Raw genomic sequence first — 21,712 nt, 5'->3', positions numbered from 1 at the left:
GTTACACCGCGGTGATGCCATCGCTGGCAGGCCAGCTCCCACAGGTATTGCGGTGTATCAGGAGCCGATGTAAGAGGTTTTCACGACCGTGTAGAACTCTTGCGCGTAGCGACCTTGCTCGCGGGAGCCATAGGATGAACCTTTACGCCCGCCGAATGGAACGTGGTAATCCACGCCAGCCGTCGGCAGGTTGACCATCACCATCCCGGCCTGGGAGTGGCGCTTGAAGTGGTTGGCGTACTTCAGCGAAGTGGTGGCGATGCCCGCTGACAGACCGAACTCGGTGTCGTTGGCCATGGCCAGCGCGGCGTCGTAATCGGCCACTCGAACAATGTTGGCCACCGGGCCAAAAATCTCTTCGCGGCTGATGCGCATCGCGGCTTCGCTGTCGGCAAACAGGGTTGGCGCGAGGTAGTAGCCTTCGGTATCACAGGTCACCAGGCCGCCGCCGCTGACCAGGCGCGCACCTTCGGACTGGCCGATGTCGATGTACTTCATGTCCTGTTCAAGCTGCGCCTGGGAGACCACCGGACCAATATCGGTGCCGGTTTTCAGCGCATGTCCAACCTTGATCGACTTCATGCGCTCGGCCATGGCCTCAACGAATTTGTCATGAATTCCGGCGGTGACGATGAAGCGGCTCGAAGCGGTGCAACGTTGGCCGGTGGAGTAGAACGCGCTCTGCACCGACAGCTCGACCGCTTGCTTGAGGTCGGCGTCGTCAAGAATGATCTGCGGGTTCTTGCCGCCCATTTCCAGCTGCACTTTGGCCTGGCGCGACACGCAGCTGACTGCGATCTGCCGCCCCACCCCCACCGAACCGGTGAAGCTGATGCCATCGACTTTCGGGCTTTGCACCAGCGCATCGCCAACCACCCGACCGCTGCCCATCACCAGGTTGAACACGCCGGCCGGGAAGCCCGCGCGGGAGATGATTTCGGCCAGGGCCCAGGCGCAACCCGGTACCAGGTCAGCGGGCTTGAGCACCACGCAGTTGCCATAGGCCAGGGCCGGGGCGATTTTCCAGGCAGGGATCGCGATCGGGAAGTTCCACGGGGTGATCAAGCCGACCACGCCCAAGGCTTCGCGGGTCACTTCGACGTTGACACCCGGACGCACCGACGGCAGGTAATCGCCGGACAGACGCAGGGTTTCACCGGCGAAGAACTTGAAGATGTTGCCGGCGCGGGTCACTTCGCCAATGGCTTCAGGCAGGGTCTTGCCCTCCTCCCGAGCCAGCAGGGTGCCCAGTTCTTCGCGACGGGCGAGGATTTCAGTGCCCACTTTGTCCAGCGAATCGTGACGGGCCTGAATGCCCGAAGTGGACCAGGCCGCAAATGCAGCCCGAGCGGCGTCGATGGCGGCGTGGACCTGGGCCAGGTCCGCCTTGGCGTACTCGCCGATGGTATCGGTCAGCTCGGAAGGGTTGATGTTGGCGCAGTAATCACTGCCGGCAACCCATTCGCCGTTGATGTAATTGTCGAAACGCTTTGTATCTGCCACGGATCTATCTCCTCACGCAAAAGGCCGCTGATTGCTCAGCGGCCTTGCTCAATCAATTGTTATTGCGCGCCTTGCTTGTCGATCAGCGCAGCCAGAGCTTCGTACTCTTCTGGCAGCAGGTCGGTCAGCGGCGCACGTACAGGACCTGCGTCGTAGCCGGCAATTTTTGCCCCGGCCTTGACGATGCTCACTGCGTAACCGGCTTTGCGATTACGAAGGTCCAGGTACGGCAGGAAGAAGTCGTCGATGATCTTGCCAACGGTGGCGTGATCTTCGCGGGCAATGGCGTGGTAGAAATCCATCGCGGTTTTCGGGATGAAGTTGAACACCGCCGAGGAGTAGACCGGCACGCCCAGTGCCTTATAGGCAGCGGCGTACACTTCGGCGGTCGGCAAACCACCCAGGTAGCTGAAGCGATCGCCGAGGCGGCGACGGATCGACACCATCAACTCGATGTCGCCCAGGCCATCCTTGTAGCCGATCAGGTTCGGGCAGCGCTCGGCCAGGCGTTCAAGCAGCGGAGCGGTCAGGCGGCAGACGTTACGGTTGTAAACCACCACGCCGATGTTCACCGATTTGCACACGGCTTCAACATGGGCGGCAACGCCGTCCTGGCTGGCTTCGGTCAGGTAGTGCGGCAGCAGCAGCAAGCCTTTGGCGCCCAGGCGCTCGGCTTCTTGAGCGTATTCGATGGCCTGACGGGTCGAACCGCCGACACCCGCCAGAATCGGCACGCTGGTTTCGCAGGTGTCGACGGCAGTCTTGATGATTTCCGAGTATTCGCTGGCCGCCAGGGAGAAGAACTCACCGGTGCCGCCTGCGGCGAACAAGGCCGAGGCGCCATAAGGGGCCAGCCATTCAAGGCGCTTGATATAGCCAGCGCGATTGAAATCGCCCTGGGCATTAAAATCGGTTACCGGAAAAGACAGCAGGCCGGAAGAGAGGATGGACTTCAGTTCTTGTGGATTCATTATTCGAACACCCTGGGTAGCGACGTATGTTGTTGGAAAACCGTTCAGCTTTCGCCGAGTTGTAGGTCATCGTACAACTTAAAATTTAATCGTCAACTGCATTTCATCGTCAGGATGGGAATAAGTGGGGAAACCTGCAGCAGGATGGGTGCTGGATAGCTACGGCTGAGAGGTAGGTTGTCCGAGGATGTGTACCCTCAGAGCCGACGCGGGATGATCGCTGGCTTCATCGCGGGCAAGCCCGGCTCCCACAGGGAGCGTCGAGGGCCACACAACCGGATTTCACTCATGACTATTGCAGGAATGCGGCTGCTGGCGATCGCAGTGTTCCTGTCGCGTCGATAGTGGATGTTCCGCCGCCATCGCGGGCAAGCCCTGCTCCCGTCAGGTTTAGCCCCGCTGCGCCTCAGCCTCTTCATGGGCATGGCGCAGCCGTTCGCGGCTGTTGGTCAGGTGCAGGCGCATGGCGGCCCGTGCGGCATCGGAATCCTGGCGCGCGATGGCGTCGTAGATTTCTTCGTGCTCACGGCTCAGGCGGCTCATGTAGTGCTGCTGGTCGTCGTGGGCCAGCCGCGCCGAGTTGAGGCGGGTGCGCGGGATGATGCTGGTGCCCAGGTGCGTCATGATGTCGGTGAAGTAGCGGTTGCCGGTCGACAGGGCAATCTGCAGGTGAAACTGGAAGTCCGAGGCTACGGCGTCACTGGCATGGGACGCGCTTTCGTTCAGGGCATCGAGCGCGGCACGCATCAAGGCCAACTGCTCGGCGCTGCGACGTTGCGCGGCAAGTCCGGCGGACTCCACTTCCAGACTGATGCGCAATTCCAGGATGGCCAGTACGTCACGCAGGGTGACCACGGTGGCGGGATCGATGCGAAAGCCGCTCGGGCTTGGGGTATCGAGCACAAAAGTACCGATGCCATGGCGGGTTTCCACCTGCCCGGCAGCCTGCAACCGGGAAATGGCTTCGCGCACCACGGTGCGACTGACGCCATGGGCGTCCATGATCGCCGATTCAGTCGGCAACTTGTCACCGCGTTTGAGATGACCGTCGCGGATCTGCTCGGACAGCACCGTCACCAGTTCCTGAGCGAGGCTACGGCGCTTGCGAGGGAGACGTGGTGTGGCGATCGGGTTTTCCATGGTGAACATCGGTCTCGAAAAATTCGGTTGAAACCGCATCATAGCTCAACGCGGTTGTACGATCACCTCTACCCGTAGGAGCTGCCGAAGGCTGCGATCTTTTGATCTGGCTTGCAGATACCAAAGATCAAAAGATCGCAGCCTGCGGCCGCTCCTACGGGCGTATCGTCAGGCGGTGACTGGTTGCTCCACCAGATGGCCATTGTCGATACGCACATGCCGCGGATGGAAGCGTTTGAGGCTGCTGCGGTGGCCGACGCTGACAATGCTCAAGCCCGGGATCTCGTCGATCAGCGCCTGATACAGCGAGGCCTCATCCTCTTCATCCATCGCCGACGTTGCCTCGTCCATGTAGAGCCACTGAGGCGCATAAAGCAGCGCGCGGGCAAACGCCAGGCGTTGCTGTTCACCCGGGGACAACATGCGCTGCCAGTGATTGGGTTCGTCCAGGCGTCCCAGCAGGTGCGGCAGGCGGCACACTTCAAGCACGTGGGCGTAACGCTCTTGCGGATATGTCTCGGCGACCTGTGGATAACTCAGCGCCTCACGCAAGGTGCCAATCGGCAGGTAGGGTTTTTGCGGCAGGAACAGGTACCGCTCGGCCGGCAGGCGAATGCTGCCATGGCCCCGCGGCCACAAATGCCCCATCGCCCGCAGCAGCGTCGATTTGCCACTGCCGGAGCGGCCGCTGATCATCACTCGGTCACCCTCCTCCACCGTCATGTCGGCGTCGGCCAGCAGGTGGCGACCATCAGCAAGATCCAGCCCCAGGTTGTGTACTTTTAACGCGGAGCCCGAATTCTGCACGTCGATGGCCTGCGGCTTTTGCTCATTCTCGGTCATGGCCTGACGGAAACTGAGCAGGCGATCACAGGTGGCGCGCCAGGCCGCGAGGCTCTGGTACGCACTGATAAACCAGCTGAAACTCTCTTGCACGTTGCCGAACGCCGAGCTGATCTGCATCAGCTCCCCGAGCTCGATCTTGCCCGCGAAGTAGCGCGGTGCCGCGACCATGAAGGGAAAGATGATGGCTACCTGGCCATAACCGGCCGTGAAGAACGTCAGTCGCTTGGACACCTTCATGATGTCCCAGAAATTGTGCCAGACCAGGCCGAAGCGACTGCTCAAACGACGATTTTCATTGGGCTCGCCGTCATACAGCGCAATGCTTTCGGCATTCTCGCGAATGCGCACCATGGAAAATCGCAGGTCGGCTTCGAAGCGTTGCTGGTTGTTGTTCAGGCCGATCAGGCGACGACCGATCAAATGCGTCAGCCAGCTGCCGATCACGGCATACACCAGTACGCACCAGAACATATAGCCGGGAATGGTAAACCCGAAGACCTCGATACTGCCCGACACACCCCAAAGGATGATCGAGAACGATACCAGGCTGACAATGTTGCGCAGCAGGCCGATCCCCAGTTCCAGGGTGTTGGAGGTGAAGCTGTTGAGGTCCTCGGAGATGCGCTGGTCGGGGTTATCGGTGTAACCGCCTTGCTCGAGGTGGTAGTAGTTCTTATGGCCCAGCCAGCGGGCGAAGTGTTTTTCGGTCAGCCAGGCCCGCCAGCGAATGGTCAGCATCTGCGTCAGGTACAGCCGATAAACCGCGCCGACAATCGCGACGGCCGCGATCGCGCAGAAATACAGGATCAACCGCCAGAATGCCGCCTCATCCTTCTGTTGCAGGGCGTTGTAAAAATCCTTGTACCAGGTGTTGAACCATACCGAAATGCCTACGCTGACCAGCGATAGAACGATTACGGCGATCAGCAGCGTCCAGGCCTTGCCCTTCTCTTCACTGCGCCAGTAAGGCGTGATCATCGCCCAGACTTTGCGAAAAAACTGCCCGCGCACAGCATCATTGACCGCGGAGTACTCAGCGTTCTGATTCATGGAAAAGGCTCATTGGAAAAAAGAACATCACACGAACCGATCATAGATGATCGGCTCGTGTTGCAACGCGGTGTGACAACAATTGTTCAGCACCGGTTCAGCGCCGGACAGGGCGCTTCTGCAATTTGCGCTGCAGAGTACGCCGGTGCATGCCCAGGGCGCGGGCAGTGGCGGAGATGTTGCCTTCGTGTTCAGTCAGCACCCGCTGGATGTGTTCCCACTGCAAGCGGTCCACCGACATCGGGTTTTCCGGTACCAGGGTGTCGAGGTCGGCGTGCTCGGACAGCAGTGCGGCGAGGACGTCATCGGCATCGGCCGGTTTGCACAGGTAGTTGCAGGCACCGCGCTTGATCGCCTCGACGGCGGTGGCAATGCTCGAGTAACCGGTGAGGATCACCACGCGCATTTCCGGGTCCAGCTCCAGCAGCTTGGGCAACAGCACCAGGCCGGAGTCACCGTCCATTTTCAGGTCCAGCGCGGCGTAATCCGGCAGGTCCGCCTGGGCGATGGTCAGGCCTTCCTCGGCGGACCCGGCGGTGCTGACGCGAAAGCCGCGACGGGCCATGGCGCGGGCCATCACGCGGGTAAAGGTTGCGTCGTCGTCTACCAGCAGCAAATGCGGGAGTTCTTCGCCTTCGCCTTCGACTTGGATATCGTCACTCATGTTCGTCTCCTCGGGCGACACGGGGCAGGCGCAGCTCGGTGAGCGTGCCGCCTTCCTCATGACTATAGAGTTTCACTGAGCCGCCGGCGCGTGTCACGCTGGCCTTGCTCAAAAACAGGCCCAGGCCGAAACCTTTGCCCTTGGTGGTAAAAAACGGTTTGCCAATCTGCTCGGCGATGGCCAGCGGCACACCGGCACCGTGGTCGCGGATGCTGATGGTCAGGTCCTCGGCATTCCAGTCCAGCGTCACCTGCAACCCTTCCGGGCAGGCGTCGGCGGCGTTGTTCAGCAGGTTCAGCAAGGCCTGGGTCAGGTCCGGCGGTGGCGCCATGCGGGGCACGGCGCCCTGGCCGAGCCGCTGGAAGCGATAACTGGCTTCGGGGCGCATCAGGTGCCAGCGATTCAAGGCCTCGTCTAGCCAGTCGGTGACGTCCTGCATCTCCACGGCCAAGCGACGATTGGCTTCGGCGGCGCGCACCAGTTGCTGCAAGGTTTCCTTGCAGAGTTTCACCTGATCCTGCAGCACCTTCAGATCATCCTGCAACATCGGGTCGGGATGATCCTGCTGCATCTCTTTTAGCAGCACGCTCATGGTGGCCAAAGGCGTGCCCAGTTCGTGGGCGGCGCCGGCGGCCTGGGTCGCAACGGCCAGCAGTTGCTGGTCGCGCAGGCCCTCTTCTCGCCGAATGGCGCGCAACTCTTCCTGGCGACGCAGCTCCTCCGCCATGCGCGCGGCGAAGAAGGTGATCACCGCCGCGGCCAGGGCAAAGCTCAGCCACATTCCGTAAACCTGCAGGTTTTCCCGGGCGATGGGGAACGTCTGCAGGGGATAGAACCGCGCCAGCAGCAAGGTGTACATGGTCAATGCGATGCCGGACAGGATCACCGAATAGCGCCAGGGCAACGTCACGGCGGCGATGGTCAGCGGCACCAGGTAATAGGAAACGAAGGGGTTGGTCGAACCGCCGGAGAAATACAGCAGCGCACTGTGGATAAACAGGTCGCAGGCCAGTTGCACGGCGTATTCGAGTTCAGTGACGGGCCAGGAGGTGCGCAGGCGAATGGCCGTGAACGCGCACAACAGCATCGAGCAGCCGAGGGTCGCGGCCAGCTGAAACCAGGGCAGCGGCAGCAGGTCGAACCAGTAAGCCAGGCCCACGGAACCAGCTTGGGCGGCAAGTACCAAAGTACGAATGAACGTCAGCCGCCAGAGGTTCTGGCGAGTCGCGGAAGTGATTTGAACGGGGGCGAGCATGAGCTCTCCTGATGAGCGCTCCAGGCGGATCGCCAGGAGTATAACCAAGCGCGGGGGCTGGCAGGCAAAAGTGCGGCAAACGGCCACATGGCAGAAACCATGGTGGCGTCTATGAGACCGCTATCGCGAGCAGACTCGCTCGCACATTGAATTGCAATCCCTGTGGCAGCGAGCCTGCTCGCGATTGAGCGCGCAACGGTCACCTTCGATCTGTATAGAAGTTGTAACTGTGCGAACCGGCTCATAAAAGCTAAAGTCTGATGGTTTCACGCAGGCTCGGACCTTAACCCCTGCGCATCGCCCAAGGAGTTTTCATGCACACTTTCCGCCGTAGCGCCGCCCTTCTTGCCCTTAGTGTTGGCACCGTCGCCAGCCTGCCGGCCCTGGCCGCCGACGAGCTGCATTACAACCAGATTTCCCTGCGCGCCGAAGTCAGCCAGGAAGTGGCCCGCGACCTGATGATCGTGACTCTTTATACAGAAGAGCAGAACACCGATCCGGCCAAACTCGCCGCCGACATCAGCACCACCATGAACAAGTCGCTGGCCCAGGCCAAGCAGGTCAAGGACATCACCCTGCGCCAGGGGAGCCGTAACAGCTACCCGATCTACGACACCAAGGGCCAGAAAATCACCGGCTGGCGTGAACGTGCCGAGTTGCGCCTGGAAAGCTCCGATTTCGCCGCCCTGTCGAAGCTGACCGGCGAACTGCTGACCGACCTGAAAATGGCCGGCATGGACTTCGCCATCGCCACGCCAACGCGCAAGGCCAGTGAAGACGCACTGCTCAAGGACGCCGTCAGCGCCTTCAAGGCCCGCGCCCAGCTGGCCACTGACGCCTTGGGCGGCAAGGGCTACAAGATCGTCAACCTGAACCTCAACAGCAACGGTTATCCACAACCGTACATGCGCGGGCCGATGATGATGAAAGCCGCCAGCATGGACGCCGCTCCGGTGACCCCGGAAGTTGAGGCTGGCACCAGCCAGGTCAGCATGACGGCAGATGGGTCGATTGAAGTGTTGATGCCTTAAACCGCATTGATTGCCCTTGTAGGAGCTGCCGCAGGCTGCGATCTTTTGACTTTGCCTTCAAGATCAAAAGATCGCAAAGATCAAAAGATCGCAGCCTTCGGCAGCTCCTACGCGGAATGTGCCGATGACTGCCGCATACATGGAATCTGCCGACTACGCTGCATAAGTGGGATATGCCGGATGCTCCGCTGGCGAGGGTATAAATAAGTAACACCGCGCGCCAACCGGGGGCGCCAGACGTCCCGGCCGCCCCATGTAGGTGCGCGATATGCACCGAAAAAAACCTGCGCAAACGGTCAAATGCGCGTCAATTTACACATATGCGACATTAAGGTACGTTCGTGCCACTGTTTAATGCTTGTGGCCCCCCTGCATCTTGCATTGGGTATGGCCCCTGCATAAGTATCCGCAGGCACGACTCACGAGGTCGTCCTCTAATTCCAAAAATGACAACAAATCATGAGGCCACCATGCTCAAACACGCGGTCATTCCGTTTTTAGTCGGCGCCAGCTTGTTAGCTGCCGCACCTTTCGCCCAAGCGGCGACTAACCTGGTGTTTTGCTCCGAAGGGAGCCCGGCCGGTTTTGATCCTGGTCAGTACACCACCGGAACCGACTTCGACGCCTCTGCAGAAACCATTTTCAACCGCCTGACCCAGTTCGAGCGCGGCGGCACCGCCGTGATTCCTGGTCTGGCGACCAGCTGGGACATCGCTGACGATGGCCTGACGTACACCTTTCACCTGCGTGAAGGCGTGAAGTTCCACACCACCCCGTACTTCAAGCCGACTCGTGAGTTCAACGCCGACGACGTGCTGTTCACTTTTAATCGCATGATTAACAAGGACGACCCGTTCCGCAAAGCGTACCCGACCGAATTCCCGTACTTCACCGACATGGGGATGGATACCAACATCACCAAGATCGATAAAGTCGACGATCACACCGTCAAATTCACCTTGAAAGAAGTCGACGCTGCGTTCATCCAGAACATGGCCATGAGCTTTGCCTCGCTGCAATCCGCCGAGTACGCTGCCCAGCTGCTCAAGGACGGCAAGCCCGCCGACATCAACCAGAAACCGGTCGGCACAGGCCCGTTCGTGTTCAAGAGCTACCAGAAAGACTCCAACATCCGTTACACCGGAAACAAGGACTACTGGAAGCCTGAAGACGTCAAGATCGACAACCTGATCTTCGCCATCACCACCGACCCGTCGGTACGTATCCAGAAGCTGAAGAAGAACGAGTGCCAGGTCACTCTGTTCCCGCGTCCGGCTGACCTCAAGGCGCTGAAGGAAGACAAGGCGCTGAAGATGCCTGACCAGGCTGGTTTCAACCTGGGCTACATCGCTTACAACGTGATGGACAAGGTCAAAGGCAGCAACGAGGCCAACCCGCTGGCTGACCTGCGCGTGCGCCAGGCGCTGGACATGGCGGTCAACAAACCGCAGATCATCGACTCGGTTTACCAGGGCGCGGGCCAACTGGCCGTCAACGCCATGCCGCCGACCCAATGGTCCTACGACACCACCATCAAGGACGCCAAGTACGACCCTGAGAAAGCCAAGGAGCTGCTCAAGGAAGCCGGCGTCAAGGAAGGTACCGAAATCGTCCTGTGGGCCATGCCGGTACAGCGTCCGTATAACCCTAACGCCAAGCTGATGGCCGAAATGCTCCAGTCCGACTGGAAGAAAATCGGTCTGAACGTGAAGATCACCAGCTACGAGTGGGGCGAGTACATCAAGCGCTCCAAAGGTGGCGAGAACCAGGCCATGATCATTGGCTGGAGCGGTGACAATGGTGATCCGGACAACTGGCTCAACGTGTTGTTTGGTTGCGACTCGCTGAGCGGCAACAACTTCTCGAAATGGTGCGACAAGAAATTCGACGGCCTCGTGAAGGAAGCCAAGCGCACCACCGACCAAGGCAAGCGCACCGAACTGTACAAACAGGCACAACACGTCCTCAAGGACGCTGTTCCAATGACACCTATCGCTCACTCGACGGTGTATCAACCCATGCGCGCCAACGTGCAGGACTTCAAGATCAGCCCATTTGGCTTGAATTCCTTCTACGGCGTCAGCGTCAGCAAATAAGGTTCAACAACGGCGACGTCAATGACGTCGCCGTTGTTGTATCCACCGAGAGCGTAAGAAAGAGCCTACATCCAGGTCCGACGCTGACTCCAGCGCCGGCGCAGGACGCGTCCACTTTTCCTACGAATGTTTAGGACTCTACGCATTTACCGCCGGCCCGATGGCTCATACCGTCGGAGTTCGACCAGCTCATGCGTGGGCTCTCGGTTTTGCTTCACGTAAATGGATTGCGCTCGATAAGACCCCCACGTCCCGAGACGGGACGACGGCTTGTCGAAAATACTCAGAGAACAGAGGGAGCGTCATGCGCCATACCTTGGTTTTATCCGCATTGCTGGGCACCGGCCTGTTGGCCGCTACGTCCATTAGCCAGGCTGCCAGTGACAGCCTGGTGTTCTGCTCCGAAGGCAGCCCCGCTGGCTTCGATACTGCGCAGTACACCACCGCGACCGACAACGACGCCGCCGAACCGCTGTACAACCGCCTGGCAGAGTTCGAAAAAGGCGCGACCAATGTCGTGCCGGGCCTGGCCACCCGCTGGGATATTTCCGAGGACGGCCTGAAATACACCTTCCACCTGCGTGAAGGCGTGAAATTCCATACCACCAAGTATTTCACCCCTAGCCGCGATTTCAACGCCGATGACGTGCTGTTCACGTTCAACCGCATGCTCGATCCGCAACAGCCATTCCGTCAGGCTTATCCAACTGAATTCCCGTATTTCAACGGGATGAGCCTGAACAAGAACATTGCCAAGGTCGAAAAGACCGGGCCTTTGACCGTGGTCATGACGCTTAACAGCGTCGACGCCGCGTTCATCCAGAACATCGCCATGAGCTTCGCCGCCATCCTGTCCGCCGAATACGCCGACCAGTTGCTGGCATCCGGCAAACCAAGCGATATCAATCAGAAGCCGATCGGCACCGGGCCGTTCGTATTCAAGAGTTACCAGAAAGATTCCAACATTCGCTACACCGGCAACAAGCAGTACTGGGACCCGAGCCGGGTCAAACTCGACAACCTGATTTTCGCCATCAACACCGACGCCTCGGTGCGGGTCCAGAAGCTCAAGGCCAACGAATGCCAGATCACCCTGCACCCGCGACCTGCCGACGTCACCGCGCTGAAAAACGACCCGAAACTCAAGCTGATCGAGAAGCCCGGTTTTAACCTCGGCTACATCGCCTACAACGTTCGACACAAGCCATTCGACCAGCTTGAAGTGCGCCAGGCGCTGGACATGGCAGTGAACAAGCAGGGCATCCTCAACGCCGTGTACCAGGGCGCGGGGCAACTGGCGGTCAACGCCATGCCGCCGACCCAATGGTCCTACGACGAGACTATCAAGGACGCCGCCTTCAACCCGGAGAAAGCCCGCGAGTTGCTCAAGGCCGCTGGCGTCAAGGAAGGCACCGAAATCACCCTGTGGGCGATGCCCGTGCAGCGCCCTTACAACCCCAATGCCAAGTTGATGGCCGAGATGCTCCAGGCCGACTGGGCAAAAATCGGCCTCAAGGTGAAGATCGTCAGCTACGAATGGGGCGAGTACATCAAGCGCACCAAGAATGGCGAGCACGACATCAGCCTGATCGGCTGGACCGGTGACAACGGGGACCCGGACAACTGGCTCGGTACGCTTTACAGCTGCGATGCCATTGGCGGCAACAACTACTCCATGTGGTGTGATCCGGCTTACGACAAGCTGATCAAGCAGGCCAAGATCGTCACCGATCGCGACCAGCGCACCGTGCTCTACAAGCAGGCGCAGCAATTGCTCAAGCAGCAAGTGCCGATCACGCCAGTCGCCCACTCGACGGTCAACCAGCCGTTGAGCGCCAAAATCGAAGGGTTCAAGGTCAGCCCTTTCGGTCGCAACGTGTTCTCGGGTGTCAGCATAGAAAAATAATCGATTAGCCGAAAAACGCTGGGGGCGCATTCCGCCCCCAAGCAAGCGTATTGCCTTTATTCGTCGATCTGGCGTAATGCAAACGTTTGCCTAGCGAGAAAAGTTCCAAACCAAATAGCCGGACCACAAAAAAAGGCCGGTATAAAAAAAGAGAAACCAAGGAGCTTTACCCATGAAACTGAGCAGCACCGCGTTACTGGCCCTGGCCATCAGTAGCATCACCGCCACGGCTTACGCCGAGACTCAGAGCCAGGAATTCACTCCGGTAACGGTCAACACCAAAAGCGCTCAAGCTGAAGCCACTGGCTTCGTCGAAGGCCAATCCATCAGTGGCACTACACGTAACTGGTACGCCAACGAACAACTGAAACGTGGCGGCACGTTCAACTACAAAAAAAATGGCGTTTCGACCCCGACTGATCGTCGTATCAACTGGGTCCAAGGCACCATCATCAAGTACAACTCCGGCTTCACCGAAGGCACCGTCGGCTTCAGCACCGAAGTCGCCGCCTACAACGCCATTGCGCTGGAGCGCGACCGCGAGAACCTGGCATCCAACAACGGTGGCGCACCGGGTACTCGTCCAGGCGCGGGCAACAACCGCACCCTGACCCGCGAAGGCGGCGACGCTGAAGGCCAATGGAGCAAACTGGGCCTGGCCAACGTCAAGGCGCGCGTTTCCAACACCACCCTGACCGCCGGCCGCATGAACTTCAGCAGCCCGCAGGTCGACGTCATCGGTAACCGTGCCCTGCCTTCGAGCTTCGAAGGGATCGCGATCCACAGCGAAGAACTGAACAACCTGTCCTTCGACCTGGCCACCTTCGATCGCAACTCTCCGCGTACCGAAGAAAGCCTGAGCAAGTTCCGCTCCGAATACGGCGACTCCAGTGCCGAAGCCGATCACGTCAACACCGCCGGCATCACCTACACACCATTCGCCAGCCTGACCACCAGCCTCTGGGGCACCCAGGCCGAAGACCTGTGGAACCAGTACTACTTCGGCGCCAGCCACGTGCTGGGCGACAGCTCGGTACTGAGCCTGACCACTGGCCTGAACTACTACAAGACTGTCGACCAAGGTAAAAAACTGCTGGGCGAAATCGACAACGACACCTACTCCCTGTCGCTCGGCCTGACCCACCAGGCCCACAGCCTGACCTTCTCCTACCAGGAAGTGAACGGTAACGAGTACTTCGATTACCTGCACGAAACCAACGGCATCTACCTGGCCAACTCCCTGCTGTCGGACTTCAACGGCCCGAACGAGAAATCCTTCCAGATCGCCTATGGCCTGAACATGGCCGAATACGGCGTGCCAGGCCTGAAGTTCAACATCTACCAGGCTCGCGGCTGGGGCATCGACGGCACTCACTACAAGGGTGGCGGCTACGACGGCGTGCAGTCCATGGACGGCGAACACCATTACGAATATGGCATCGGTGCTGCTTACGCAGTACAGAGCGGCCCGCTCAAGGCCACCGCGATTCGCGCGACCTACACCGCGCACCGTGCCAGCGAAAACCAGGCTGATGGCAGCATCAACGAGTTCCGTCTCGTGACCACCATCCCGTTCAACATTCTGTAATGCACCTGCCCTGCGGCTGATTCAACGATGAATCGGCCGTTGGGCTTTTGTCTTTCAACCGATTGCAGAGGGTTCTTGATGAAAATGCTTCCCCTACGTGCGGCCATTGCGGCCGCGTTGCTGAGTGTGGCGGTAGGCGTTTCGGCCAAACCGCTGGTGGTTTGCACCGAAGCCAGCCCGGAAGGCTTCGACATGGTTCAGTACACCACTGCAGTCACAGCCGATGCAGTGGCCGAGACCATCTTCAACCGTCTGGCCGACTTCAAGCCCGGCACCACCGACGTGATCCCGGCGCTGGCCGATTCCTGGGACATCAGTGAAGACGGTCTGACGTATACGTTCCATCTGCGCCAAGACGTCAAGTTTCATACCACCGACTATTTCAAGCCGACTCGCAACATGAACGCAGACGATGTGGTCTGGAGTTTCCAGCGTCAGCTGGACCCGAATCACCCGTGGCACAAACTGTCGAGCGTGGGCTTCCCGTACTTCGAAAGCATGGGCTTCAAAGAACTGCTGAAAAGCGTCAAGAAAGTTGACGACAACACGGTCGAGTTCACCTTGACCCGCCGCGAAGCGCCGTTCCTGGCCGACATCGCCATGGCGTTCTCGTCGATCTACTCCGCTGAATACGCCGACCAGTTGCTCAAGGCCGGCAAGACCGGTGACCTGAACAACAAACCGGTCGGCACCGGGCCGTTCATTTTCCAGCGCTATAACAAAGATGCACAGGTCCGTTTCAAGGCCAACCCGGAGTACTTCCGCGGCAAGCCACCGGCCGAAGCGCTGATCCTGGCAATCGCCACCGACAACAACGTGCGCCTGCAAAAGCTCAAGGCCAACGAATGCCAGGTAGCGTTGTATCCAAAACCCGATGACATCCCAAGCATCAAGAAAGACGACAAGCTGAAAGTCGATGAAATGAATGCGATGACCGTCGCCTACATCGCCATCAACACCACGCACAAATACTTGAGTGATGTGCGCGTGCGTAAAGCCATCGACATCGCCTTCGACAAGGAAGCGGCGGTCAATGCCCTGTTTGGCAAAGGTAACGCGACGGTCGCGGTCAATCCGTACCCGGACACCCTGCTGGGCTACAACCACAGTCTGAAAAACCCGCCGCGTGATCTCGACAAGGCCCGCGCCCTGTTGAAGGAAGCCGGTGTACCGGAAGGCACCGTGTTTACCCTGTTCACCCGTAACGGCGGCGGAGCGACCAACCCGAACCCGATGCTCGGCGCGCAAATGATGCAGGCCGATCTCGCCAAAGTCGGCATCAAAATCGACATACGGGTGATGGAATGGGGCGAAATGCTCAAACGCGCGAAGAACGGCGAGCACGACATGGTGTCTGCAGGTTGGGCGGGCGATAACGGTGACCCGGATAACTTCCTAACGCCTATGCTCAGTTGCGAAGCGGCGAAGAACGGCGAAAACTACGCGCGCTGGTGCAATGAAAAATTCCAGACCCTACTTGATGAGGCCCGCTCCAAGGTCGATCCGGCTGAACGCGCAGCGCTCTACGAGCAGGCACAGCTCATTTTTAATCAGGATCAACCTTGGATCAGCATCGCACACACTAGAATGTTTACCGCAATGCGCAAGAACGTAGAGGGCTATCACATCAGCCCTCTCACCACTAATAACTTCGCCACTACCCAGGTGAAGTAGATAAGAAAACTCCTGGTGTCCCTGACTCCAGGGACACCAGGCACGCCTAACCGGCTGATGAGGTACACCACAAGATGTTTAGTTTTATTGCCCGCCGATTGGGGTTATTGATCCCCACGTTCTTCGGCATCACCTTGCTGACTTTCGCGTTGATTCGCATGATCCCTGGCGACCCCGTGGAAGTCATGATGGGCGAACGCAGAGTCGACCCGGAAATGCATGCTCAGGCAATGGAACGCCTAGGTCTGAACAAACCCCTGTATGCCCAATACCTGGATTACATTGGCAAACTGGCTCAAGGCGATCTCGGCGAGTCGTTGCGCACCCGGGAAAGCGTCTGGACTGAATTCACTTCACTCTTCCCCGCGACCCTGGAACTGTCCATGGCCGCCCTGCTGTTCGCCGGCATCCTGGGCCTGCTGGCCGGGGTGATCGCGGCACTCAAGCGAGGATCCCTGTTCGACCATGGGGTGATGGGCATCTCCCTGGCGGGATATTCGATGCCGATCTTCTGGTGGGGCCTGATCCTGATCATGTTCTTCTCGGTGTCCCTGGGCTGGACCCCGGTGTCCGGACGGATCGACCTGCTCTACGACATTGAGCCGCGTACCGGCTTCATGCTGATCGACACGCTGCTGGCCGATGACGTCGGTGCGTTCCTCGATGCGCTGCACCACCTGATCCTGCCTGCCATCGTGCTCGGCACCATCCCGCTGGCGGTCATTGCGCGGATGACCCGTTCCTCGATGCTCGAAGTGCTGCGCGAAGACTACATCCGCACCGCCCGCGCCAAAGGCCTGTCGCCATCGCGCGTGGTATTCGTGCACGGTCTGCGCAACGCACTGATTCCGGTATTGACGGTAGTCGGCCTGCAAGTCGGCACTTTGCTGGCCGGTGCGGTACTGACCGAAACCATCTTCTCCTGGCCCGGCATCGGCAAGTGGCTGATCGAAGCCATTGGCGCGCGGGACTATCCCGTGGTGCAGAACGGCATCCTGTTAATCGCCTGCCTGGTGATTGTGGTCAACTTCGTAGTGGATATCCTCTACGGCTTTGCCAACCCACGCATCCGTCATCAGCGCTGAGATCATGACCATGACCACTCCAGCTTCAACTCCAGCGGTAGCAGTCGATCAAAGCCTGCTGTACCCGTCCCCGTACAAAGAATTCTGGCAAGCCTTCTCCAAGAACAAAGGCGCCGTCGCCGGCCTGATGTTCATGTTGCTGGTGATTTTCTGCGCACTGTTCGCCCCATGGGTGGCACCGCACAACCCGAGCGAGCAGTACCGCGACTTCCTGCTGACCCCGCCAGCCTGGCTGGAAGGTGGGCAGATGCAGTTCCTGCTCGGCACCGATGAATTGGGCCGAGACCTGCTGTCACGGCTGATCCAGGGCTCGCGCCTGTCGCTGCTGATCGGCTTGTCGTCGGTAGTGATGTCGCTGATTCCAGGTATTCTCCTGGGGCTGTTCGCCGGGTTTTTCCCGCGCTTGCTTGGCCCGTCCATCATGCGTCTGATGGACATCATGCTGGCACTGCCGTCGCTGCTGCTGGCCGTGGCGATTGTCGCCATCCTCGGCCCTGGCCTGATCAACACCGTGATCGCCATCGCTGTGGTGTCCCTGCCATCCTACGTGCGTCTGACCCGCGCTGCGGTGATGGGCGAACTGAACCGCGACTACGTGACCGCAGCGCGCCTGGCGGGTGCCGGTCTGCCACGCCTGATGTTCATCACCGTGCTGCCCAACTGCATGGCACCGCTGATCGTTCAGGCGACCTTGAGCTTCTCCTCGGCGATTCTCGATGCCGCGGCACTGGGCTTCCTCGGCCTTGGCGTCCAACCGCCAACCCCTGAGTGGGGCACGATGCTGGCTTCGGCTCGCGACTACATCGAACGCGCCTGGTGGGTGGTAAGTCTGCCTGGCCTGACCATTTTGCTCAGCGTGCTGGCAATCAACTTGATGGGCGACGGCCTGCGCGATGCGCTGGACCCGAAACTCAAGAACGCCGCCTGAGGAGATTCAAATGTCACTGTTAGAAATCAAGAATCTCAACGTTCGCTTTGGCGACAAGAATGCCGTGCCAGTGGTCGACGGCCTCGACCTCAAGGTCGACAAGGGCGAAGTCCTGGCCATCGTTGGCGAGTCGGGTTCCGGCAAGTCCGTGACCATGATGGCGTTGATGGGGCTGATCGAGCACCCAGGTATCGTGACCGCCGACGCGCTGAATTTCGACGGCAAGAACATGCTCAAGCTCAGCAATCGTCAGCGTCGGCAAATCGTCGGCAAAGACCTGTCCATGGTCTTCCAGGACCCGATGACCGCGCTGAACCCGAGCTACACCGTCGGTTTCCAGATCGAAGAAGTGCTGCGCCTGCACCTGAAAATGTCCGGCAAGCAGGCGCGTAAACGCGCCATCGAACTGCTGGAAAAAGTTGAAATCCCGGGCGCCGCCAGTCGTATGGATGCCTACCCGCACCAGTTGTCCGGCGGTATGAGCCAGCGTGTCGCGATCGCCATGGCGATTGCCGGCGAGCCGAAATTGCTGATCGCCGACGAACCGACCACAGCCCTCGACGTGACGATTCAGGCGCAGATCATGGAGCTGCTGCTGGCCCTGCAGAAAGAGCAGAACATGGGCCTGGTGCTGATCACCCACGACCTCGCCGTCGTTGCCGAGACCGCCCAGCGCGTGTGCGTGATGTACGCTGGCCAGGCGGTTGAAGTCGGGCAGGTGCCGCAACTGTTCGACATCCCGGCGCACCCGTACAGCGAAGCGCTGCTCAAGGCCATTCCGGAACACAGCCTCGGCGCCTCGCGCCTGTCCACGCTGCCGGGCATCGTTCCCGGTCGTTACGACCGTCCGCAGGGTTGCCTGCTGTCGCCGCGCTGCCCCTATGTGCAAGAAAATTGCCGCACCCAGCGTCCGGCCCTCGACCCGAAAAGCAACAGCCTCGCCCGCTGCTTCTACCCGCTGAATCAGGAGGTGGCGTAATGGCCGTCGTACTTACCGCCCGCGACCTGACCCGTCACTACGAAGTGTCCCGTGGCCTGTTCAAGGGCCACGCGACCGTACGCGCCCTGAACGGCGTGTCGTTCGAACTGGAGGCCGGCAAGACCCTCGCCGTTGTTGGCGAATCGGGCTGCGGCAAATCCACCCTGGCCCGCGCCCTGACCCTGATCGAAGAGCCGTCATCCGGCTCTTTGAAAATCGCCGGCCAGGAAGTCGCTGGCGCCGACAAGGCCCAGCGCAAGCAGCTGCGTAAAGACGTGCAGATGGTGTTCCAGAGCCCGTATGCGTCGTTGAACCCGCGGCAGAAAGTCGGCGACCAGCTGGGCGAACCGCTGCTGATCAACACCAACCTGAGCGCCGCCGAACGTCGCGAGAAAGTCCAGGCGATGATGAAGCAGGTCGGCTTGCGCCCTGAGCATTACCAGCGCTACCCGCACATGTTCTCCGGCGGCCAGCGCCAACGGATCGCCCTCGCCCGCGCGATGATGTTGCAACCAAAAGTGCTGGTGGCGGATGAGCCGACCTCGGCCCTGGACGTGTCGATCCAGGCCCAGGTGCTGAACCTGTTCATGGACCTGCAGCAGGAGTTCAACACCGCCTACGTGTTCATCTCCCACAACCTGGCGGTGGTGCAGCACGTCGCCGATGACGTGATGGTGATGTACCTCGGCCGCCCGGTGGAGATCGGCCCGAAGAACGACATCTACGAACGCCCGCTGCACCCCTACACCCAGGCGCTGCTGTCGGCCACCCCGACCATCCACCCGGACCCGAACAAGCCGAAAATCAAGATCGTCGGCGAACTGCCCAACCCGCTGAACCCGCCACCGGGCTGCGCTTTCCACAAGCGCTGCCCGTATGCGACCGAGCGCTGCAGTACCGAAGAGCCGGCGTTGCGTCTGCTCGACAACCGCCAGGTGGCTTGCCACTACGCCGAGCAGTTTCTCGACGGCGTGGCCTGAAAAATGTAGGCGAGAGCCTGCTCACAAAGATGGGGTGTCAGTCACTATTATTGTGGCTGACACACCGCTTTTGCGAACCGGCTCATTACCTGTTTGACCAAACCCCTTTTCCTGGAGTGCGCCCCAGCTCGATAGAAGGGGTTTTCTTTTATCTGTCGAGATAATGCAACTCTGTGAACGTTATATAATGCAGGATCAGCCTCGGCTTTACTCAAAATGAACATACGTTCCTGAGCAAATGAAAGCGGCACCTCCACCTCATCCTGATCACCGATCATTCGCTGTGCTCTCCAGACCTTTCGAACATCTCTCGACGCTTCAAACTGGGAATAAGACATGCCAGCCATATAACTGTCAGCCCGGCACCAATCAAACTGTTCAATTGGAAGGCCGCCACAGCCGAGTAATAGTTGAGCAACATCCCCCCCAGCAACGATCCAAGCGGCATCGCCCCCCAACTGATGAGCCTGACCACAGACGTCATGCGACCCAGCAAGTCCCGCGGCGTTTCCTCCTGACGCAACGTGATGTGCAAGATCGAATGTGCTGCGGCAGACACTCCGGAAAGCAGTAGCGCGATAGCAACGGCGACCTGGCTGATCCACATTTCTGAATAGGGTACCGGGATGAGCACCAGCGGAAGTTGTGCGCCTATTAAGGTAGCGGCCAGCATAAACAACCTCCCGATGCTCACCTTCACCCGCGAGATAACGATCGCCCCCACCAACGACCCCAGGCCGCCACAGCTCAGTACGATACCCACCACATACGCCGGTGAAGTCAGATCCCTGGTCAGATAGATGAACAGCATCGTCAACAGCGAGAAATACACCAGATGCCATATCGCGGCGCCGCTGGCCAACAACAGGATCTTACGGTTGCCAAATACAAAGCGAAGACCGGATAGCAAAGCCTCAAGCACTGGTTCATGGGTAACGGGAGGCTCATCAGCCTTCTTTACACTGACACCTTTGGTCAATACAAACGATACAAGGTAAGAGATGGCATCAACCACTAACGCCATAGTTGGCCCGATAAAACTGGCGATGGCCCCCGCCATCCCCGGCCCCCCGGTTGTGGCGATGGACTGGCTCATCGATAAACGAGAATTACCGGCCAACAACTGTTGGTCAGGCACTATCCGGGGAATAAAACTCCAATAGGCGATATCCGAGAACACGGTGACGCTGGCAATGAGGAAAGTACACAGAAACAGGGCTGCAGTACTCAGACTGTCAGCCCAATACAATAGGGGAATGAAAGCAACTAGAACAGCTCGTAGCACATCGCTTGCAAGCAGCAGGCGTCGCTGCGAAACCCGGTCGACCCATACGCCAGCAAACACACCGAATAACACTGGCGGAATACCTTGCAGCGCGAGCAGTGTACCCAATTCGACAGCATCGAACCCCAACATGCCAATCGCGAACAACGGAATGGCCACTGCCGAAATTTCGCTACCGACCAGTGAAACCGCTTGTGCAGCCCAGAGCAGTGAAAAGTTTTTCCCCAAGTCTTTAGCCATTGTCATGGCCAGCCCGATACATAGCTTCTCGCAGACTTTTCGGCCGCATGTCGACCCAGCGCTGCTCTATTTCATGCAGGCACTCATCCCTTGGACACGGACCAAATACAGACCTCCACCCGGCAGGAAGACATTTCCCTTGAGGCCATAGGGAATACTGTTCTTCCTCGTTCACAACCACAACATAGTCCGACTCGGCATTCGACGATGTCATACAACCTCCTCAGATCGAATGAACAGGAATGATTAGCGAAGGTTCAGCTTCGTGAGAGTTGAACCTGGGATGCAGGAATGGCTTTCTGATTTCAGATGTTTTCAAGCAGCGTTTTCGGGTTGCGCTCGTCAACTCCTTCATCGTTTGAAGGTATCCGCTCCGTGAACCCCACATTCCAAGCGGATAGCTGACGGCTGATGCTGTGCTCCCGATTTTCTTCAGGAGCCCATCACCATGATGCGTCCCAATGCCAGCGTTGAAAAAGTGTACCTCTACC

18 protein-coding genes are annotated in these 21,712 nt (G+C 59.2%); 9 read left to right on the top strand and 9 right to left on the bottom strand.

Annotated features, from left to right (window positions below):
* Nucleotides 1-57: 57 nt before the first annotated feature.
* The 6 genes from IMW75_RS20155 to IMW75_RS20130 form a co-directional block, all read right to left on the bottom strand.
* Nucleotides 58-1,503: an aldehyde dehydrogenase family protein gene (locus IMW75_RS20155; protein ID WP_205893549.1), complete on the bottom strand. Its 1,446-nt coding sequence runs from the start codon at nt 1,501-1,503 to the stop codon at nt 58-60.
* A 59-nt stretch (nt 1,504-1,562) separates the two neighbouring features.
* Nucleotides 1,563-2,474 carry a 5-dehydro-4-deoxyglucarate dehydratase gene (gene kdgD, locus IMW75_RS20150; RefSeq protein ID WP_045061482.1) on the bottom strand — a complete coding sequence of 304 codons (912 nt, stop codon included), beginning with the start codon at nt 2,472-2,474 and terminating at the stop codon, nt 1,563-1,565.
* Between the two features lie 390 nt (nt 2,475-2,864).
* Nucleotides 2,865-3,614, bottom strand: coding sequence for a FadR/GntR family transcriptional regulator (locus tag IMW75_RS20145; protein WP_205893548.1), 750 nt, complete (start codon nt 3,612-3,614; stop codon nt 2,865-2,867).
* A 168-nt stretch (nt 3,615-3,782) separates the two neighbouring features.
* The gene (locus IMW75_RS20140; RefSeq protein WP_205893547.1) at nt 3,783-5,510 is read right to left on the bottom strand and encodes an ABC transporter ATP-binding protein/permease; all 1,728 of its coding nucleotides are present in this window, start codon (nt 5,508-5,510) and stop codon (nt 3,783-3,785) included.
* A 97-nt stretch (nt 5,511-5,607) separates the two neighbouring features.
* Entirely contained in the window at nt 5,608-6,174 is a 567-nt protein-coding gene (locus tag IMW75_RS20135; RefSeq protein ID WP_045061485.1) for a response regulator transcription factor, read from the bottom strand.
* Nucleotides 6,167-7,429 carry an ATP-binding protein gene (locus IMW75_RS20130; RefSeq protein WP_045061486.1) on the bottom strand — a complete coding sequence of 421 codons (1,263 nt, stop codon included), beginning with the start codon at nt 7,427-7,429 and terminating at the stop codon, nt 6,167-6,169. The genes IMW75_RS20135 and IMW75_RS20130 overlap by 8 nt, the downstream gene beginning before the upstream one ends.
* A 314-nt stretch (nt 7,430-7,743) precedes the next feature.
* Between IMW75_RS20130 and IMW75_RS20125 the strand changes: the two genes are divergently transcribed.
* The 9 genes from IMW75_RS20125 to IMW75_RS20085 all read left to right on the top strand — a co-directional run bounded on the left by IMW75_RS20125 (nt 7,744) and on the right by IMW75_RS20085 (nt 19,696).
* Entirely contained in the window at nt 7,744-8,460 is a 717-nt protein-coding gene (locus tag IMW75_RS20125) for an SIMPL domain-containing protein (protein ID WP_045061487.1), read from the top strand.
* Between the two features lie 470 nt (nt 8,461-8,930).
* Nucleotides 8,931-10,556, top strand: a complete 1,626-nt coding sequence (locus tag IMW75_RS20120; protein WP_122837491.1) for an ABC transporter substrate-binding protein — start codon at nt 8,931-8,933, stop codon at nt 10,554-10,556.
* A 304-nt stretch (nt 10,557-10,860) separates the two neighbouring features.
* Nucleotides 10,861-12,462: an ABC transporter substrate-binding protein gene (locus IMW75_RS20115; RefSeq protein WP_045061489.1), complete on the top strand. Its 1,602-nt coding sequence runs from the start codon at nt 10,861-10,863 to the stop codon at nt 12,460-12,462.
* 172 nt (nt 12,463-12,634) lie between these two features.
* Nucleotides 12,635-14,050 carry an OprD family porin gene (locus IMW75_RS20110; protein WP_205893546.1) on the top strand — a complete coding sequence of 472 codons (1,416 nt, stop codon included), beginning with the start codon at nt 12,635-12,637 and terminating at the stop codon, nt 14,048-14,050.
* Between the two features lie 78 nt (nt 14,051-14,128).
* On the top strand, nt 14,129-15,724 hold the full coding sequence (locus IMW75_RS20105; protein WP_205893545.1) for an ABC transporter substrate-binding protein: 1,596 nt from the start codon (nt 14,129-14,131) through the stop codon (nt 15,722-15,724).
* A 74-nt stretch (nt 15,725-15,798) separates the two neighbouring features.
* Nucleotides 15,799-16,809 (top strand): ABC transporter permease subunit, encoded by a 1,011-nt coding sequence (locus IMW75_RS20100; RefSeq protein ID WP_045061492.1) that lies wholly within the window; start codon nt 15,799-15,801, stop codon nt 16,807-16,809.
* 10 nt (nt 16,810-16,819) lie between these two features.
* Nucleotides 16,820-17,737, top strand: a complete 918-nt coding sequence (locus IMW75_RS20095; RefSeq protein WP_045061493.1) for an ABC transporter permease subunit — start codon at nt 16,820-16,822, stop codon at nt 17,735-17,737.
* A gap of 10 nt (nt 17,738-17,747) precedes the next feature.
* Nucleotides 17,748-18,716, top strand: coding sequence for an ABC transporter ATP-binding protein (locus IMW75_RS20090; protein ID WP_205893544.1), 969 nt, complete (start codon nt 17,748-17,750; stop codon nt 18,714-18,716).
* Entirely contained in the window at nt 18,716-19,696 is a 981-nt protein-coding gene (locus IMW75_RS20085; RefSeq protein WP_045061495.1) for a peptide ABC transporter ATP-binding protein, read from the top strand. The genes IMW75_RS20090 and IMW75_RS20085 overlap by 1 nt, the downstream gene beginning before the upstream one ends.
* Nucleotides 19,697-19,970: 274 nt before the next feature.
* Here the strand turns inward: IMW75_RS20085 and IMW75_RS20080 are convergent, their stop codons facing one another.
* The 3 genes from IMW75_RS20080 to IMW75_RS20070 all read right to left on the bottom strand — a co-directional run.
* Complete coding sequence (locus IMW75_RS20080; protein WP_205893543.1) at nt 19,971-21,221, bottom strand: MFS transporter; 1,251 nt, start codon at nt 21,219-21,221, stop codon at nt 19,971-19,973.
* Nucleotides 21,214-21,435: an MbtH family protein gene (locus tag IMW75_RS20075; RefSeq protein ID WP_205893542.1), complete on the bottom strand. Its 222-nt coding sequence runs from the start codon at nt 21,433-21,435 to the stop codon at nt 21,214-21,216. Before IMW75_RS20075 ends, IMW75_RS20080 begins: the two co-directional genes overlap by 8 nt.
* A gap of 9 nt (nt 21,436-21,444) precedes the next feature.
* On the bottom strand, nt 21,445-21,712 hold a 268-nt coding region (locus tag IMW75_RS20070; protein WP_205893541.1), incomplete at its 5' end, for a hypothetical protein.

The sequence above is a fragment of the Pseudomonas gregormendelii genome, assembly GCF_017114825.1.
Taxonomy (GTDB): Bacteria; Pseudomonadota; Gammaproteobacteria; order Pseudomonadales; family Pseudomonadaceae; genus Aquipseudomonas; species Aquipseudomonas gregormendelii.
The sequence above is the reverse complement of the archived record's forward strand: the minus strand, read 5'-3'. Positions and strand labels throughout refer to the sequence as shown.

Bases quoted from the DNA above. Each gene is read 5' to 3' on its own strand.
- IMW75_RS20080 (WP_205893543.1), bottom strand. From the start codon at position 21,221: ATGGCTAAAGACTTGGGGAAAAACTTTTCACTGCTCTGGGCTGCACAA.
- IMW75_RS20120 (WP_122837491.1), top strand. From the start codon at position 8,931: ATGCTCAAACACGCGGTCATTCCGTTTTTAGTCGGCGCCAGCTTGTTA.
- IMW75_RS20090 (WP_205893544.1), top strand. From the start codon at position 17,748: ATGTCACTGTTAGAAATCAAGAATCTCAACGTTCGCTTTGGCGACAAG.
- IMW75_RS20135 (WP_045061485.1), bottom strand. From the start codon at position 6,174: ATGAGTGACGATATCCAAGTCGAAGGCGAAGGCGAAGAACTCCCGCAT.
- IMW75_RS20105 (WP_205893545.1), top strand. From the start codon at position 14,129: ATGAAAATGCTTCCCCTACGTGCGGCCATTGCGGCCGCGTTGCTGAGT.
- kdgD (WP_045061482.1), bottom strand. From the start codon at position 2,474: ATGAATCCACAAGAACTGAAGTCCATCCTCTCTTCCGGCCTGCTGTCT.
- IMW75_RS20115 (WP_045061489.1), top strand. From the start codon at position 10,861: ATGCGCCATACCTTGGTTTTATCCGCATTGCTGGGCACCGGCCTGTTG.
- IMW75_RS20085 (WP_045061495.1), top strand. From the start codon at position 18,716: ATGGCCGTCGTACTTACCGCCCGCGACCTGACCCGTCACTACGAAGTG.
- IMW75_RS20130 (WP_045061486.1), bottom strand. From the start codon at position 7,429: ATGCTCGCCCCCGTTCAAATCACTTCCGCGACTCGCCAGAACCTCTGG.
- IMW75_RS20095 (WP_045061493.1), top strand. From the start codon at position 16,820: ATGACCACTCCAGCTTCAACTCCAGCGGTAGCAGTCGATCAAAGCCTG.
- IMW75_RS20145 (WP_205893548.1), bottom strand. From the start codon at position 3,614: ATGGAAAACCCGATCGCCACACCACGTCTCCCTCGCAAGCGCCGTAGC.
- IMW75_RS20075 (WP_205893542.1), bottom strand. From the start codon at position 21,435: ATGACATCGTCGAATGCCGAGTCGGACTATGTTGTGGTTGTGAACGAG.
- IMW75_RS20140 (WP_205893547.1), bottom strand. From the start codon at position 5,510: ATGAATCAGAACGCTGAGTACTCCGCGGTCAATGATGCTGTGCGCGGG.
- IMW75_RS20110 (WP_205893546.1), top strand. From the start codon at position 12,635: ATGAAACTGAGCAGCACCGCGTTACTGGCCCTGGCCATCAGTAGCATC.
- IMW75_RS20100 (WP_045061492.1), top strand. From the start codon at position 15,799: ATGTTTAGTTTTATTGCCCGCCGATTGGGGTTATTGATCCCCACGTTC.
- IMW75_RS20125 (WP_045061487.1), top strand. From the start codon at position 7,744: ATGCACACTTTCCGCCGTAGCGCCGCCCTTCTTGCCCTTAGTGTTGGC.